This window comes from Campylobacter sp. US53, assembly GCF_004378995.1.
Taxonomy (GTDB): domain Bacteria; phylum Campylobacterota; class Campylobacteria; order Campylobacterales; family Campylobacteraceae; genus Campylobacter_D; species Campylobacter_D jejuni.
The window spans coordinates 82,931-98,811 of the sequence record NZ_RYYH01000001.1 but is presented as its reverse complement, the minus strand read 5'-3'; the positions used below and the strand labels follow the sequence as shown (position 1 = coordinate 98,811).

General features: G+C 30.7%; 15 protein-coding genes and 1 pseudogene. 6 read left to right on the top strand and 10 right to left on the bottom strand.

Translation table 11 applies throughout. The features are described from left to right. The first annotated feature begins 2 nt into the window (after positions 1–2). Complete coding sequence (gene lon / locus ELQ05_RS00490) at positions 3–2,378, top strand: endopeptidase La (protein WP_134239832.1); 2,376 nt, start codon at positions 3–5, stop codon at positions 2,376–2,378. 61 nt (positions 2,379–2,439) lie between these two features. On the opposite strand, the gene rpsR is transcribed toward lon, so the two are convergent. The 3 genes from rpsR to rpsF are packed head-to-tail and all read right to left on the bottom strand — an operon-like array spanning position 2,440 to position 3,648. After that, positions 2,440–2,700: a 30S ribosomal protein S18 gene (gene rpsR, locus ELQ05_RS00485; protein ID WP_002777087.1), complete on the bottom strand. Its 261-nt coding sequence runs from the start codon at positions 2,698–2,700 to the stop codon at positions 2,440–2,442. 10 nt (positions 2,701–2,710) lie between these two features. Further along, positions 2,711–3,262, bottom strand: coding sequence for a single-stranded DNA-binding protein (locus ELQ05_RS00480; protein WP_002866097.1), 552 nt, complete (start codon positions 3,260–3,262; stop codon positions 2,711–2,713). A gap of 8 nt (positions 3,263–3,270) precedes the next feature. Next, positions 3,271–3,648: a 30S ribosomal protein S6 gene (rpsF, locus tag ELQ05_RS00475; RefSeq protein ID WP_002812868.1), complete on the bottom strand. Its 378-nt coding sequence runs from the start codon at positions 3,646–3,648 to the stop codon at positions 3,271–3,273. A 217-nt stretch (positions 3,649–3,865) separates the two neighbouring features. On the opposite strand from rpsF, the gene ELQ05_RS00470 reads away from it, so the two are divergent. Beyond that, on the top strand, positions 3,866–5,140 hold the full coding sequence (locus ELQ05_RS00470) for an MFS transporter (protein WP_002866096.1): 1,275 nt from the start codon (positions 3,866–3,868) through the stop codon (positions 5,138–5,140). Further along, complete coding sequence (locus ELQ05_RS00465; protein ID WP_134239831.1) at positions 5,137–6,138, top strand: sugar phosphate isomerase/epimerase; 1,002 nt, start codon at positions 5,137–5,139, stop codon at positions 6,136–6,138. Before ELQ05_RS00470 ends, ELQ05_RS00465 begins: the two co-directional genes overlap by 4 nt. On the opposite strand, the gene ELQ05_RS00460 is transcribed toward ELQ05_RS00465, so the two are convergent. The 7 genes from ELQ05_RS00460 to ELQ05_RS00430 form a co-directional block, all read right to left on the bottom strand. Beyond that, complete coding sequence (locus ELQ05_RS00460; RefSeq protein ID WP_070300966.1) at positions 6,131–6,991, bottom strand: VirK family antimicrobial peptide resistance protein; 861 nt, start codon at positions 6,989–6,991, stop codon at positions 6,131–6,133. The genes ELQ05_RS00465 and ELQ05_RS00460 overlap by 8 nt on opposite strands. Continuing rightward, entirely contained in the window at positions 6,984–8,090 is a 1,107-nt protein-coding gene (gene rseP, locus ELQ05_RS00455; RefSeq protein ID WP_070317086.1) for an RIP metalloprotease RseP, read from the bottom strand. Before rseP ends, ELQ05_RS00460 begins: the two co-directional genes overlap by 8 nt. Continuing rightward, positions 8,087–8,623: a CDP-diacylglycerol--glycerol-3-phosphate 3-phosphatidyltransferase gene (gene pgsA / locus ELQ05_RS00450; protein ID WP_002812871.1), complete on the bottom strand. Its 537-nt coding sequence runs from the start codon at positions 8,621–8,623 to the stop codon at positions 8,087–8,089. The genes rseP and pgsA overlap by 4 nt, the downstream gene beginning before the upstream one ends. 124 nt (positions 8,624–8,747) lie before the next feature. After that, the gene (locus tag ELQ05_RS00445) at positions 8,748–9,353 is read right to left on the bottom strand and encodes an NAD(P)H-dependent oxidoreductase (RefSeq protein ID WP_134224628.1); all 606 of its coding nucleotides are present in this window, start codon (positions 9,351–9,353) and stop codon (positions 8,748–8,750) included. Beyond that, complete coding sequence (locus tag ELQ05_RS00440) at positions 9,353–9,973, bottom strand: NAD(P)H-dependent oxidoreductase (RefSeq protein ID WP_134239830.1); 621 nt, start codon at positions 9,971–9,973, stop codon at positions 9,353–9,355. The genes ELQ05_RS00445 and ELQ05_RS00440 overlap by 1 nt, the downstream gene beginning before the upstream one ends. A 62-nt stretch (positions 9,974–10,035) precedes the next feature. Next, a complete protein-coding gene (locus ELQ05_RS00435) occupies positions 10,036–10,461 on the bottom strand; it encodes an N-acetyltransferase (RefSeq protein WP_134239829.1) in 426 nt (141 codons plus the stop codon). A gap of 12 nt (positions 10,462–10,473) precedes the next feature. Then, the gene (locus tag ELQ05_RS00430) at positions 10,474–11,562 is read right to left on the bottom strand and encodes a CinA family protein (RefSeq protein ID WP_002871785.1); all 1,089 of its coding nucleotides are present in this window, start codon (positions 11,560–11,562) and stop codon (positions 10,474–10,476) included. 98 nt (positions 11,563–11,660) lie between these two features. Between ELQ05_RS00430 and ileS the strand changes: the two genes are divergently transcribed. The 3 genes and pseudogenes from ileS to gatA all read left to right on the top strand — a co-directional run bounded on the left by ileS (position 11,661) and on the right by gatA (position 15,877). Continuing rightward, positions 11,661–14,414 carry an isoleucine--tRNA ligase gene (gene ileS / locus ELQ05_RS00425; RefSeq protein WP_134239828.1) on the top strand — a complete coding sequence of 918 codons (2,754 nt, stop codon included), beginning with the start codon at positions 11,661–11,663 and terminating at the stop codon, positions 14,412–14,414. Further along, positions 14,408–14,519 (top strand): annotated as a pseudogene (locus tag ELQ05_RS00420) (hypothetical protein). Before ileS ends, ELQ05_RS00420 begins: the two are co-directional and overlap by 7 nt. Next, a complete protein-coding gene (gene gatA / locus ELQ05_RS00415) occupies positions 14,516–15,877 on the top strand; it encodes an Asp-tRNA(Asn)/Glu-tRNA(Gln) amidotransferase subunit GatA (RefSeq protein WP_134225689.1) in 1,362 nt (453 codons plus the stop codon). The pseudogene ELQ05_RS00420 and the gene gatA overlap by 4 nt, the downstream one beginning before the upstream one ends. Positions 15,878–15,881: the final 4 nt, after the last annotated feature.

Below are 15,881 nucleotides of genomic sequence, written 5' to 3'. Positions count from 1 at the left end.
AAATGCAGATTGAAGAGATACAAAATTATCCAGCAAATTTACCAGTATTGGTTGAAGATGAATTATTTTTATATCCTTTTATGATAACTCCTATTTTTATTAACGATTCATCCAATATGAAAGCTTTAGATCTTGCGATTAAAAATGATAGTATGCTTTTTGTTGCGCCTTCAAGGTTGGAAAATGGAAGAAATTTTGATGAAATTTATAATTGTGGAGTGATTGGGACTATCATGCGAAAAGTTCCTTTACCTGATGGAAGGGTGAAAATACTTTTTCAAGGATATGCTAAGGGTAAAATTATAGAGCAAATTTCTAATAAACCTTTAGAAGCCAAGATAGAACTTATAAAAGAAGACTTTTTAGAAGGAACTAAAAAAGAAGCGCTTCTTGAAGTTTTAAAAGAGAAGGTAAAAAATTTGGCAAATATTAGTCATTATTTTTCTCCGGATCTTTTAAGAACAATTGAAGAAGGTTTTGATGCGTCTAGGATTTGTGATTTGATTTTAAATACTGTGCGTATTAAAAAACAAGTTGCTTATGAGTTTTTTGTTTTAACAGATCTTGAGCAAAAATTAGTAAAATTAATAGATTTAATTGCCCAAGAAATAGAAGCCAATAAAATTCAAAAAGAAATTAAAAATAAAGTACATTCTCGTATTGATAAGGTAAATAAAGAATATTTTTTAAAAGAACAATTAAGACAAATTCAAAAAGAGCTTGGTTCTGACACACAAAAAGAAGATGAGGTTAGAGAGTATCAAAAGCGTCTGGAGTTAAAGAAGAAATTTATGCACGAAGACGCTTATAAAGAAATCAAAAAACAAATTGAAAAATTCGAACGCATTCATCAAGATAATTCCGAAGCATCGATGATTCAAACTTACATAGAAACAGCATTAGATATTCCTTTTGAAAAAATTTCTAAGAAAAAACTTGATATTAAAGAAGTTTCAAAACAGCTCAACCATGATCATTATGCATTAAATAAACCAAAAGAACGCATAGAAGAATATTTTGCAGTTAGGGAACTTTTAGAAAAAAGAAAAATAGCAGAAAAAGATGGTGCTAAAGTTATACTTTGTCTTTATGGACCTCCTGGCGTGGGTAAAACTTCACTGGCAAATTCTGTTTCAAAAGCTTTAAAAAGAGAGCTTATTCGCATAGCCTTAGGCGGACTTGAAGATGTTAATGAGCTACGTGGTCATCGTAGAACTTATATAGGCGCTATGCCTGGACGTATTACCCAAGGACTCATAGAGGCAAAACAAATTAATCCTGTAATTGTATTGGATGAAATTGATAAATTAAATCGCAGTTTTAGAGGCGATCCAAGTGCGGTGCTTTTAGAAATTTTAGATCCAGAGCAAAATTCTAAATTTAGGGATTATTATTTAAATTTTAATATTGATTTAAGTAAAGTCATTTTTATAGCAACGGCAAATGATATTAGCAATATTCCTGCACCTTTAAGAGATAGAATGGAATTTATAGAACTTAGCTCTTATACTCCAAGTGAAAAATTTCATATAATGAAAAAATATTTAATTCCAGATGAGCTTAAAAAACATGGCTTAAAATCCAATGAATTATCTATTGATGATGAAACTATAGAGTTAATCATTAGTGATTATACTCGTGAATCAGGAGTTAGAAATTTGCGTCGCAAAGTGGCAGAGTTGTGTCGTAAGAGTGCTAAAAAACTACTTTTAGAAAATATTAAAAAAGTCATTATTAATACAAAAAATTTGAATGAATTTTTAGATAAAAAAGTTTTTGAAATAGAAAAAAATAATGGAGAAAATCAAATAGGTCAGGTTAATGGTTTGGCTTGGACAAGTGTAGGTGGAGATGTTTTAAAAGTAGAGGCTGTAAAAATTAAAGGTAAAGGAGAATTAACGCTCACGGGAAGTTTGGGTGATGTAATGAAAGAATCAGCTAGAATTGCTTTTAGCATGATAAAAGTTTTAATCGATGAAGGAAAAATAAAAATACCTAAAAAAATAATTATCGATCCTAAAGTTAATGTTTATGATAGTTATAATATTCATATCCATGTGCCAGATGGAGCTACTCCAAAAGATGGCCCAAGTGCAGGCATTACGATAAGCACAGCTATTGCTTCTATTTTTAGTGATAAAAAGGTTAAAGCAGATGTTGCAATGACAGGTGAAATAGATTTAAAAGGAAAAGTTTTACCAATAGGTGGATTAAAAGAAAAATTAATTGCAGCTTATAAAGCAGATATAAAAACAGCTTTAATCCCAAGAAAAAATTACGAAAGGGATTTAAAAGATATTCCTAGTGAGGTTAGAGACAATATGGAAATCATTGCTGTTGATACTTTTAGTGATGTCTTAGAATATACTTTGGTTTAATTTTATTTTGAGAATAAATGTATAAGAAAGCAAACTTTTTACAAGTTTGCTTTTTAAAAGATTATAGTCCTTCAAAAGGATTATTGACTACTTCTTTTCTATCCACTATATAAGGGATAAGAGCTACATGTCTTGCACGTTTGATTGCAACTTCTACCATTTCTTGGTATTTTTTGCTTGTACCTGTTAAACGGCGTGGCATGATTTTAAATCTTTCAGATAAAGCATGTTTTAACATTGCTGTATCTTTATAATCAATAAATTCAACTTTTGCTTCAGTGTATTTGCAATATTTGCGAGAATATTTTCTTTTTTCTGCCATAGTTTATCCTTTAAAATGGTAAATTAGTATCATCGCTATCATAAGCATCGATATCAATTTCTTTTAATTTTTCTTCGTGTTGTGGGTTTTGGTTTCTTTGTGGAGCAGGGTTTGCTTTTGCTTTATTAAAATTTTGATTTTCACTCATATAAGGATCATAGCTTTGATTTTCATAGTTTCCACTATAATTGTTGTTTGAAAAGCTATTATTACCAATTCCACATTGTTGTGGAGCATTGGAATTGCCGCCAAGCATTTCCATATTTTCAACTTGAATGCTATGTTTAGAGCGATTTTGTCCATTTTGATCACTCCATTGTTCAAATCTCAAACGTCCTTCTATGAGTACTTTTGAACCTTTTGTAAGGTATTGGTTTGCAACTTCTGCGGTGCGACCATAAAAGCTTATATCAATAAAGCAAGTTTCCTCTCTTTTTTCTCCATTTGTGGTAAATCTTCTTGTTACTGCGATAGCAGAAGTTCCAATAGCACTACCGCTTTGTGCATAACGCATTTCTATATCGCGTGTAAGATTTCCAACCAAAACAACTTTGTTAAACATCTTTTTCCTTATTGAATTTCAGGAGCATCTAAAGGTTTGATTTCTTTTTTAGATTGCTTAATCCCGTGGCTTAGTTTTTCCCAAGCTGCAATTTCTTTTTTGTTTTCATATTTTACGATTAAAAATCTTATTACTTCTTCAGTGATTCTTAACACCCTTTCAAGCTCAGCGATCAAGTTTGTAGGAGCTTTGAAATAAATCACAAAATAAGTTCCTCTTTCGTATTTTTTGATTTTATACGCTAATTTTCTAGTGCCCATTGGAACAACAGTTTCAATTTCTGCACCATTTTTGGTTAGGACTTCTTTAACGAATTCCAACTTCGCATTCACTTCCTCTTCGGTAAGTGTTGGTTTTAAGATAAATAAAACCTCATAATGTTTCATCTTTTCTCCTTATGGATATTAAAGCCCATTTTCATGAGCAAGGATTTTGCATAAAGCAAGGCTAAATTATATCAAAATATACTTAATTTATACTTCAATAAGTGTTGTAACTTTTTGTAATTACCTGTTTATAATTTAAAGGTGAAATTTTAACCTTTTATCTTAATCCGTGATATAATTAATTTAAGTTGCGAATTGTTAAAAAAGGAGGGTGGATATGAATAGTACGAAACCTATTCGTTGGTTTACTTTTATCGTTTTAGTTATTGGCGGAGGAACTGTTTTTAAACTTTCCTCTTTAAAAGATGCCTTTTATGTGCCTATGCAAGAATTTATGAATCTTAGCAATACACAAATTGGACTCGCACTCTCAGTTTATGGCATAGTGCAAACGGTGGGAAATTTTGCATCCATTTATATAGCAGATAGATTTTCTAAAAAAATACTCATTCCTTTTTCATTGGTTTGTGTGGGTTTGGTTGGAATTTATATTTCTACTTTTCCTTCTTTTTATGGAATTTTAATAGCTTGGGGTTTGCTTTCTTTATTTGGAGAAGTTGTGTATTGGCCTGTTTTGCTTAAAGCCATTCGCTTGCTTGGAGATTCTACTCAACAAGGAAGACTTTTTGGATTTTTAGAAGCAGGACGTGGTGTTATAGATACTATAGTTGCTTTTGGTGCTTTGGGAATTTTTTTACTTTTAGGGTCTGGCGCAGGTGGACTTAAGGCTGCTATATTATTTTATAGCGCTTGTGTGATTATAGCAGGTATTTTGGCATATTTTCTACTTGAAGATGACAAAATTAATACCCAAGATGAGCAAGGAAATGAAATCAGTAAAAACAAAGCCGCTTGGAATGGAGTTATCAAAGCGATTAAAACTCCTGAAATTTGGGTGGTATCTTTGACCATTTTTACTATTTATTCTGTGTATTGTGGTTTGACTTATTTTATTCCATTTTTAAAAGATATTTATGGTATGCCTGTGGCTTTGGTCGGTGCTTATGGTATTATCAATCAATACACTTTAAAATTAGTAGGTGGGCCAATTGGGGGATATTTAGCAGATAAAACCTTTAAATCTTCAACAAGATATTTGCGTTTTGCTTTGATTTTAGGAGCCTTGGCCATATTAATTTTTGTTTTTATGCCTCATGAGAAATTAAATATTTATTTTGGTATGAGTTTAACCTTAGGTTTTGCCGCTCTTGTTTTTACTATGCGTGCGACATTTTTTGCACCTGTGGATGAGATAGAAGTACCTAGAGAAATTAGCGGAGCTGCTATGAGTATAGCTTGTATTTTTGGTTATTCTCCACAACTTTTTTGTTTTGCACTTTATGGTTTTATGATCGATCATTTTAAAGGTTTATTAGGCTATCAAATTGTTTTTGCGTTAATGGGGATTTTTGCTATTTGTGGTGTGATTGTAACTACGATTTTACTTAAGATGATAGCTAGAAAAAAAGCATTAAAAGGAGTGGTATCATGAAAATAGGTTTAGAAACTGAAAGCATGCATTTATGGTTTCAAAATGGTAGGATGGATATATTTTCTTATATAGATTTTGCTAAAAATTTGGGCTGTGAGGGTGTGATTATAAATATCATTAAAGATTTTGGTTTGGATGAAGAATGGGGATGCTTAGGAAGCGATGACGAAAATCATCTTAAAAAAATTAAAGCCAAATTGGATGAATACAATATGTATTGTGAGATCGACTCTAAGGGTTTTAATAGGGATAAATTTGAAAAAATTGCTAAAGTAGCTTCTATTTTAGGCGCTAAAATTATACGCTCTTATGTGCCCTTAACCGATAAAAATAAAAAGGTTAAACATGCTAGCGATGGGGCTTATGATGATTCTAAAATTACTACTAGATTCGATAAAGAAGATTTTTTAGCTACAAAGGATGAAATAAAAGCTTTGATACCGATTTTGGAAAAATATGATTTAAAACTTGCTATAGAAAATCATGAGTATCAAACTTCAGAGGATTTGCTTGATTTGTTGAAATTGATCAATCATCCTAAAATAGGATTTTTATATGATTTTGGAAATTCCATGATGGCCTATGAAGATCCTATAAAAGCTTGCAAAGACATGGCTAAATATACTTTTAGCACGCATTGTAAGGATCATATAGTTTTCATTGAAGAGGGTGTAGAATATGTTTGCGGCGTTCCTTTGGGAGAAGGAAATTTAGACATTAAAACTTGTGTAGAAATTCTTAAAAAAGAAGGACTTGACCGTATTAATGTAGAGCAATGTTATCCTTATTGTGCGACTTTTAAAAGAGAAAAAGGAACAGGTGGGGTTAAAGAATTAGGTAAAGGGGCTTTTAAGATAGAAAAAGCTTTATTTGAAGATTTAAAAGCTATGCAGTATTATTATCCTCAAGAAGTATCTCAAGAATGCTTAGAGAGGCTTTTAAAACTTCAAAAAAAAGGTTGCGAGAAAAGTGTAGAATATTTAAAAAGTATTATTTAGATAAAATTTGGAATAAATTTTGTTTAATATTTTCAAGCATAGCAAAACGTTTTTTATACATGGAGCGTTTTTGCGAAGGGATTTCTTCTAGGTTTTTTTGAGAGTGGTGGAGTTTATAGTATTTGTGTTTATTGATTTTTATTAATTCTCCACCATTTTCTAGCCAAATTTTTTGATAATCTACAAAATATCCTTTTTCTTTTCCTTTTTGAGAACGGATTTGATTTTTTTCATGTACACCTAAAGTAGCTTGAAATTTTAAAATTTCACAAAGCATCTTAGAGCATTCTATAAGTAAAGCAACAGGGCGCAAACCATGACATTTTTTAGTTAAAATTTTATTAATTTCTAAAAGATTAAAATCTTTGTATTTATATCCTTGTATGCAAGAAAGTAGAAGATTATTTTCTAAAGTAAAGCAAAAATTACATTGTGAAATAGTGTATTTTTTAAATTTTAAAGAAAAAGCCCAAAAACCTTCTTCGTAAACATTATGGTTATATCCTAAAAAAAGCTCAAAATCTTCATCAAAAGAAAAAATCAATTGTTCTTCGGGAAGAAATTTAAAACAAGTAAGTCCCTTATCAACATCATAAATAAGTGTTTTAACGCGTTCATTTGCTTTAAAACTTTTATCGCAAAATCTTCTTATAGCATTGTAGCAAGCATAGGGTCTTTGAGAGAAAAAGTCTTTTAAATGTTTATTTTTTTCTTCATTAAGCGTTTTTTCTAGAAGTCTTACTTGAGGAAAATATAAAATTTTTCTTGCTTGAAAACGCAAATAGCGCCAAAAGATGATACTTTTTCTTCTATCAGTAAAATTTGGAATAGGGTAGGAAAATTTTTTATTCACCTATAATCCTTGATATATCATTATAAGTTGCAAAGAGCATTAAACTTAAAAGTATTGCCATGCCTGTATAGCTTAAATATTCAAAAGCACGCTGTGGAACTTTGCGTCTAAAAATCATTTCATAAAGATTAAAAAGTATATGTCCTCCATCAAGCATAGGAATAGGCAAAAGATTTAAAATGCCTAAATTTATAGAAATTAAAGCAGTGATAAATAAAAGCAAAGTAAAGCTATTTTGTGCAGCCTTTGAGGTAATTTCAGTCATGGTGATAATACCGCCTAAATTTTTTGCTTCAACTTCACCACTTATGAGTTTTACAATACCCTTGATGATAAGTGTAGAAGCTTGAAAACTTTCTTGTGTGGCATATTTAAAACTTTCTAAACCTTGATGTTTTACAAGAGTGCTTGTCCCATTTGGACTGACTCCAAGTTGAGGCTTTTCAACGATTTGTCCAAAGTCATTATATCCTTGTCCTATTTTTGGAGTTAAGATAAATTCTAAATTTTTTCCTTCTCTATTGATTAATATTTTCAAAGGTTCTAAACTTAAATGCTTTGAAATTTCATCAAAGCTTTGAATTTTTATACCGTTAATTTCTAAGATAGTATCATTTTTTTGAAGTCCTATGTCTTGTGCAGCAGAGTTTGGTGCTATGTTTCCTATTTGCGGAGCAAGTTTGTTTAGACCTAAATTTCCTATGATAATATAAAGAAAAAAAGCTAAAATCAGGTTAAAAAATGGTCCAGCAAAAAGAATATAAATCTTTTTTAAAGGACTTAAAATGCTATAGCTATCTTTGTCTAGATTTTCAAAACCAGGACGCATATCATCTTGTCCTTTAAGTTTAACATATCCTCCAAGTGGTAAAGCGCTTAAGCGATAGTTTGTGCCTTTAAATTCACGTTCTATAAGACTTTTTCCAAATCCTATACTAAAGACTTCAACTTTTACACCCAAAGATCTTGCAGCTAAAAAATGTCCTAATTCGTGAAAGAAAATTAAAAATGAGATGACTAAAACAGTTGCTAAAAATTCAATAGAATAAAATTTAATTCCCAAAATCAAAATAACAATTAAAAACAATAAAGATCTCATTTTTCTCCTTTTTTTTGAGCTTTTATATAAGTATAGATGTATTCAAATCCAGAATAAAGAGTTAAAATCAAAGCTATGTAAAGTAGAATTTCTCCGCCTATCCACTCCATGATTAAAAATCCTATCGCAGTCATTTGAAAAGCGGTTTTAAGTTTGCCTGCAAAAGAAGCATTGACATTTAAATTTTCACTGATCATTACAACTCTAAAACCTGTGATAAAAAATTCCCTTACTAGTATAATATAAATTACCCATTCATTAGCTTTTCCTGTAAGTAAAAGCCCTAAAAAAGCTGCTAAAACAAGCATTTTATCGGCTAATGGATCTAAGATTCCGCCCAGTTTTGTAGTTTGTTTCCAAGTTCTTGCGATGTATCCATCAAAAAAATCACTTAAAGCCGCTAATGAAAAAGTTAAAGCAGCAAAATAGTTAATCCAACTTTGATGAATGTTTTCAAATTTATGAATTAACAAAAAAAATAATAAAGGTGCTAAAACCATTCTAAAAATCGCCAAGATATTAGGTAAATTCATAACAAGCCTTGTGAAATTAAATGTAAAATTATAATTAAAATTGTATAAAATTTAAGCAAAGACTTAGTAAAAATACAAAAAAGAATCAGTTTATTTTTATTTAAATTTTGCTTAAAAGCAAAATTTAAATAAATTTTACAACTTCATCAAAACTAAAACGATTTTTTTGAGAATTTTTTTCATCGTTGCAATATCCTAAAGCTACTACCAAACTTGATCTTTCTTTTTGAATATCAAGTGATAAATAAGAATCAAGCTTTTCTTTATCAAAACCACCTATAGTGCAACTTGCTATATTTAAAGCATTAGCACTGTAAAGTATGCTAGCTAGAGCTATATGAGCTTGTTCTCTTGCATAAGATATTTTTTGTTCTTGATTTAGAGATTTTAAAAAAGGCATATAAGTATCTAAGCGTTTTTGAATTTCTGTTTCACTCATATCTCTTTTTCTAAGTTTTTCTTCAAAATAATCCAAAAAATCAAGTCTTGAAATGATGATAATTAATGCAGCACAATCTTTTACATGTTTTTGTTGATTGCAAATTTTAGAAAGTTCTTCTTTTCTTTTCTCATCTTGTGCTACTATAAATTTCCAAGGTTCCAGTCCTAAGGAGCTGGGGCTTAATCTTGCTATTTCTAAAATAGAATTTAAATCCTCTTTTTTGAGTTTTTCATTTTTAAAATTTCTACAAGAATATCTTGTGCTAAAAATTTCAAGTTCTTTTTTCATTATTTTTCCTTGTAAAATTCGACGACTTCATTAAAATTTAAGCGTTGAGTAGAATATTTTGGTTCATGGGCTTTATATCCTAAGGATAAAATTACAGCAGTTTCAAAAGGATAAGTTAAATTAAGAAAATTATCAACCCTAGCTTTTTCAAAGCCACCTATCATACAAGAATCAATACCTAAGCTCATTGCAGCTAGCGACATTTGCATCATAGCAAGATAGCATTGAAGTTGTGCGTAATGATAGAGTTCATTATCATTCATTGCATTGGTTTTATGGGTGTAAATTTCTAAAATTTTTTGAAAATTTTCTTCGCTAGAACCTGAGAAACGACGCACTTGTTTTTGTGCAAATTCATCTTTGCTTTGAAGATCTTTTCTTGCTAGAAAAATGATATTATGACTCGCACTTGCTACATTTTGTTGATTGCAACATAGAGTTGAGAGTTTAAGATTATGTTCTTTTTGTTCCAATACTACAAATTTCCAAGGCTCAAATCCATGTGAGCTTGGGGCTAAGACTCCGCTTTCTAAGATAAAATGCAAATCCTTTTCATTGATTTTTTTATCATTAAAAAGTTTACAAGCTCTGCGTTTTGAAATCAGTTCTTTAAAATTCATTTTATTCCTTAAAATCAAAAATAATAATATTAATTATAAAATGCAAAGCTTAATCAAAAATATTATAGTTTGATATTTTTCTTAAAAACAAAACCGGATTTTTCAAAACCCATTTTTTGGATATAAAATTCATGAGCTTGTGTTCTAAAAAAACTTGAACTTAGTTCTAATTCTTCATATCCTTGATTTTTTGCCCAAATTTGGATTTTTTTCAAAAAAGCTTGACCTATACCTTTTTCTCTTAAAGTTTCATCTACGACAAAATCACAAATATAAAGACAATGATTATGATAAAGTACATTAAAGGGCATGACTCCACAAGCTGCTTTGTAGCTTCCCTCATTTTCATAGGCAAAAAGTTTATAATGTTGAGTTTGTGTAGCAAGTTGGAATTTATCTAAAAAATCTTTCAAAGATAGGTTATTTCTTAATTGTTTTATCAAGGGATAAATTTTTTCCAAGTCTTCTTTTAGCTTAATTTCTTTCATTGTTTAAATCCCTTAAATTTCAAAAATCTCAGGTTTTAATTTTAAAAGTAGGCAAAAAGTTGCCAAAACAGCTTGTTCTTGCATAAATTCACGATCTCCATCTAAATAAAGCGTTTCTTGGATAAAAGTTCCATCTTTAAACATTGCACCTATATAAATAGTGCCTGATTTTATTTTTCCCTCATCTTTTTCGCCAACTACTCCGCTAATAGCTAAGGCAAAATCAGGATTAGCTGTTTTAAAAATACCTTTTAGCATAAAATAAACACAACGTTCACTGTATTCGCCATTATTTTCTAAGACGCTTTCGCTAATTCCAAGCCATTCGTGTTTGATGCGGTTGGAATAACTTATAATAGATCCTTCAAAAATTTCACTTACACCTGAAATTTTGGTTAAGGTACTTGCACAAAGTCCACCTGTGCAACTTTCAGCAAAAGAAATTTTTAATTTTTTTTCTAAAAGTTTAGAGCTTATAAAATGTATAGGATCTTTACCTAAAAACACCTTTTGTCCAAAAAGATTTTTTACGCTATTTAAAAAACCATCAAGTTTTCCAAAATTAGCACAAGTGGCCTTAATAAGCACGAGATTATCTAAAAGCTTGGTTGATTTTATACTTATCTCATAAGATTTTGTTAGGGTTTGCAGTAGCAATATAGCGCTTTCATCATCCATGCCAAAAATGCAAAAATATGCAAAATTTAATTTTATATGCCCAAGAAGATCAGGTAATTTTTCGCTTGGATTTATTTTAACGACATTGATTTTTGAATTTGAAAAATTACACACAAAGCTATTTTTACTAAATTCTGCTTTATCTGGAACCAAGGTATCATCTTTTAAGATAAGATTATCATCATTTAAAGTTGCTAAAATTTTAGCAACAGTCGCATAATGCAAAGAGCTTGTAAATAAAGTGATAAAATCATACTGATTTAAGAGATTTTCAAGCAAAAAGGGTAAGTCTTTATCGGTTTTATTTTGTATGCGAATTTCGTTAATTTCTTTAAATTTTTCTTCATAAGTTCTATAAATATAATTTTTGAATTTTTCGTTTATAGTAAGCTCATCTCCTATAAGATAAAGCAAATGTTTCATAAATTTTCCTTTTTTTCTTATAATTATAGCCAAAAACAAAGTAGAAATTAAAGCTAATTTGAGTAGAATTTAAGATTATTAAAAATTAGGTGGAAAAAATGGACTACAAAGAAACTCTACTTTTGCCCAGCACTACTTTTGCTATGCGGGCGAATTTAGCGGAACTTGAACCGCAAAGATTTAAAAAATGGTTTGAGCAAAATTATGCTTATGAAAAAATGAAAGAAAATCGCAAAAATGCGAAAAAAAGTTTTACCTTACACGATGGCCCCCCTTATGCTAACGGACATATCCATATAGGACATGCTTTAAATAAAATTTTAAAAGAAACTATTATCAAAACACATTATTTTAAAGGTGAGAGTGTGCGTTTTACTCCAGGGTGGGATTGTCATGGTTTACCTATAGAACAACAAGTAGAAGTAAAGCTTGGAGAAAAGAAAAAAAGCTTAAGCAAGAAAGAAATTCGTGAGTTTTGCAGACAACATGCGAGTGAATTTGTAGATATCCAAAGAGAAGAATTTAAAAATTTAGGCATTATTGCAGATTGGGATAAGCCTTATTTAACTATGAAATTTGAGTTTGAAGCAGCGATTTATAGAACTTTATGTGAGATTGCTAAAAAAGGCTTACTTTGCGAGCGTTCTAAACCTGTTTTTTGGAGTTGGGCGGCAAAGTCAGCTTTAGCGGAAGCTGAAGTAGAGTATCAGGATAAAGAGGATTATTCTATCTTTGTGGCTTTTGATTTGGATGTAAAAGCTTGCGAAAAATTAGGCGTATCAAAAGCAAGTGCAGTGATATGGACAACTACACCTTGGACTTTGGTGGCTAATCAAGCTATAGCCTTAAATCCTAATGAAAATTATGTGATCACTAAAGAAGGTTTGATTTTTGCTAGTGCTTTACTTAAAAGTATGGTAGAAAAAGGACTTACAAGTGGAGAAATTCAAAAAGAATTAAACGCAAAAGAATTTGAAAAACTTGAAGCTATCAATCCTTTAAATGGAAGAAAATCTGTTTTAATCATGGGTGAACATGTATTGATGGATGGTGGAAGTGGGCTTGTGCATACTGCACCAGGACATGGCGAAGATGATTATTATGCATGTTTGAAATACGGTATTGAAGTTTTAATGCCTGTTGATGATGGTGGATGTTATGATGAAACTTTAAGAGCTAAAGAGCTTTTGCCTTCTCATTTGCTTGAAGAGTTTATAGGTCTTCATATTTTTAAGGCCAATGAAAAAATTTTAGAACTTTTAGGCGAAAAACTTTTACATTCTTCTAAATTTATACACTCTTATCCGTTTTGCTGGAGAACACATAAGCCTGTAATCTATAGAGCTACTAAACAATGGTTTATTTTAATGGATGAACCGAAACTTCAAGGAAAAACTTTAAGAGAGTGTGCAAAAGAACAACTTTTAAAAACAACCTTTTATCCGCAAAGTGGAGTAAAAAGAATAGGTTCTATGGTGGAAAATCGCCCAGATTGGTGTATTTCAAGACAAAGGGACTGGGGAACGCCTATAGCCTTTTTTAGAGATAAAAATACTAAAGAAGTGATTTTTGATGATGAACTTTTTGACTTTGTAGCAGCTATTTTTGAAAAATACGACGCTGATGTGTGGTGGGAGTTTGAAATCAAAGATTTAATTCCTACAAATTCAAAATACAAAGCTGAAAATTTAGAAAAAGTATATGATATTTTAGATGTTTGGTTTGATAGTGGAAGTACTTTTAATGCGGTTTTAAATAGTGGACTTTATGACGCAGGAGAAAAAAGAGCAAGTATGTATTTAGAAGGAAGCGATCAACATCGGGGTTGGTTTCAAAGCTCTTTGCTTGTAGGTACAGCGATCAATGAAAGCGCACCTTATGAAAGCATTTTAACTCATGGTTTTACCACCGATGAAAAAGGGCAAAAAATGTCTAAATCTAAAGGCAATGTGATCGCTCCTGAATATGTAGCAAAAACCTATGGAGTTGAAATTTTAAGACTTTGGATACTTTTAAGTGATTATTCAAGTGATTTAAAAATTTCAGACAATATCTTAAAACAAGTAGGCGAACAATACCGCAAAATAAGAAATACTATAAGATTTTTACTTGCTAATACCAATGATTTAAAAGATTTAGAAGTTAAAGAATTTAGTTTTATTGATAAATGGATATTAAGCCGTGCAACCAAAGTTTTTAAAGCAAGTAAAGAGGCATTTTTTGCTTATGAATTTGCTAAAGGTTTTAGTTTGCTTTTAAATTTTTTAAGTGCGGATTTAAGTGGGATTTATCTTGATATCAGTAAAGATAGGCTTTATTGCGATAGTGAAAATGCCCAAAGAAGAAAATCTGCTCAAGTGGCTATGGCTTTGATAGCAAAAGAGCTTTTAAATTTACTTGCTCCGAATTTAAGCTATAGTGTAGATGAGGCTCTAGAACATGCTAATGTTTTAATTAAAGGTGATGCAAAAGATGTATTTGATCTAAGTTTAACTCAAGATTTTGATTATGATTTTGGTATAGATGATACATTTTTAATGAGTGCTAGAGAGAAATTTTTTGAACAAATTGATATACTTAAAAAAGATAAAATCATTAAATCTACTTTGGAATTAAATTTAAACATCAGTTTTAATAAATTCCCAAATGAGGAATTAGCCGATTGGTTTATGGTAAGTCAAATCAGCAATGAAAATGAAGAAATTTTGGCTGAATTTGAAGTAGAGAATGAGAAATTTAAAATCACCAAAGCTTCACTTTGTAAATGCCCAAGATGTTGGAAACTTCAAAGTAAAAATGAAGAAACACCTTGTTTAAGATGTGAAGAAGTTTTAAAAGGAGTTCAATGCTAGAAAATCCGATTCCAAATAGTATTATCATCACAACTATAGCGGTGGTTTTGGCTTTTAGTGCTTTAGCAGTATTTTTGATCAAAAAAAACAAAGGAAAATAAATGATAACTCTAAAAGAAGCTTTAAAATACTCCAAAGAAGAACTTGAAAATTTAAAAAAAGAACTCAATGAAAAAGCAAAAAAAGAAAAAAAATTAGGTGCTTATATCGAACAATTTTTAGATAAAGACTTAAGTGTTTCAGGTGAAGGTGTGCCTGTAGCTATAAAAGATAATATCAGTGTAAAGGGCTGGGAACTTACCAGTGCAAGTAACATTTTACAAGGTTACATTGCTCCTTATGATGCAAGTGCGATTGTTAATTTAAAAGCTAATGGTTTTTCTCCTTTTGGGCGTTGTAATATGGATGAATTTGCTATGGGAAGTTCAACAGCGAGTTCTTGTTATGGAAAAACTTTAAATCCTTTAAATTTTGAGCGTGTTCCAGGTGGATCAAGTGGTGGAAGTGCTGCTGCGGTAGCGGGTGGCTTGGCTTTGGCAAGTTTGGGTTCTGATACAGGAGGATCTGTACGCCAACCTGCGGCTTTTTGTGGTTGTGTAGGATTTAAACCGAGTTATGGAAGAGTGAGTCGCTATGGTTTGGCTTCTTATTCTTCAAGTTTGGATCAAATCGGGGTTTTAACGCAAAATGTAGAAGATGCAGCAATTTTATATGATGCGATCGCAGGATATGATAAAATGGATAGCACGAGTGCAAATATCGAGTTTATCAAAACCGCTCCAAATTTAAATGCAAATAAAAAATTAAAAATCGCAGTGATTGAAAATTATGTCAATGATGCAGATAGCGAAGTAAAAAACGCACTTTTAAAAACCATAGATATGTTAAAAGCTAATGGACATGAGATTGTATATAAAAATTTGCTTGATTCTAAATTTGATATCGCAGCGTATTATATCATCGCAACAGCTGAAGCAAGTGCAAATTTAAGTCGTTATGATGGGGTACGTTATGGCAAGCGTTCTGAAAATATTCAAAATTTAAAAGAGATGTATGTAAATACACGCAGCGAAGGTTTTGGCGAAGAAGTAAAAAGAAGAATTTTGTTAGGAACTTTTGTTTTAAGTAGTGGATATTATGATGCGTATTATATCAAAGCACAAAAAGCTAGAGCTTTTATCAAGGCAAAATATGAAGAAATTTTGCAAGATTGTGATCTTATTTTTATGCCTGTAACTCCTACAACGGCTTTTAAATTTGATACTCAAAAAAGCCCTATGCAAACTTATTTAGAAGATGTTTATACTATCTCTGTAAATTTAGCAGGACTTGGAGGCATTAGTGTGCCTGTTGCAAAAGATAAAGAAGGGCTTAATATATCAGCACAACTGATTTGCAAAGCTTATGATGAACAAACCTTGTTAGATGGGGCTTTAAGTTTAGAACAAATGATTAAAAATTAAGGAT

Bases quoted from the DNA above. Each gene is read 5' to 3' on its own strand.
- ELQ05_RS00470 (WP_002866096.1), top strand. From the start codon at position 3,866: ATGAATAGTACGAAACCTATTCGTTGGTTTACTTTTATCGTTTTAGTT.
- ELQ05_RS00480 (WP_002866097.1), bottom strand. From the start codon at position 3,262: ATGTTTAACAAAGTTGTTTTGGTTGGAAATCTTACACGCGATATAGAA.
- gatA (WP_134225689.1), top strand. From the start codon at position 14,516: ATGATAACTCTAAAAGAAGCTTTAAAATACTCCAAAGAAGAACTTGAA.
- rpsF (WP_002812868.1), bottom strand. From the start codon at position 3,648: ATGAAACATTATGAGGTTTTATTTATCTTAAAACCAACACTTACCGAA.
- pgsA (WP_002812871.1), bottom strand. From the start codon at position 8,623: ATGAATTTACCTAATATCTTGGCGATTTTTAGAATGGTTTTAGCACCT.
- ELQ05_RS00465 (WP_134239831.1), top strand. From the start codon at position 5,137: ATGAAAATAGGTTTAGAAACTGAAAGCATGCATTTATGGTTTCAAAAT.
- ELQ05_RS00445 (WP_134224628.1), bottom strand. From the start codon at position 9,353: ATGAAAAAAGAACTTGAAATTTTTAGCACAAGATATTCTTGTAGAAAT.
- rseP (WP_070317086.1), bottom strand. From the start codon at position 8,090: ATGAGATCTTTATTGTTTTTAATTGTTATTTTGATTTTGGGAATTAAA.
- lon (WP_134239832.1), top strand. From the start codon at position 3: ATGCAGATTGAAGAGATACAAAATTATCCAGCAAATTTACCAGTATTG.
- ELQ05_RS00430 (WP_002871785.1), bottom strand. From the start codon at position 11,562: ATGAAACATTTGCTTTATCTTATAGGAGATGAGCTTACTATAAACGAA.
- rpsR (WP_002777087.1), bottom strand. From the start codon at position 2,700: ATGGCAGAAAAAAGAAAATATTCTCGCAAATATTGCAAATACACTGAA.
- ELQ05_RS00435 (WP_134239829.1), bottom strand. From the start codon at position 10,461: ATGAAAGAAATTAAGCTAAAAGAAGACTTGGAAAAAATTTATCCCTTG.
- ileS (WP_134239828.1), top strand. From the start codon at position 11,661: ATGGACTACAAAGAAACTCTACTTTTGCCCAGCACTACTTTTGCTATG.
- ELQ05_RS00440 (WP_134239830.1), bottom strand. From the start codon at position 9,973: ATGAATTTTAAAGAACTGATTTCAAAACGCAGAGCTTGTAAACTTTTT.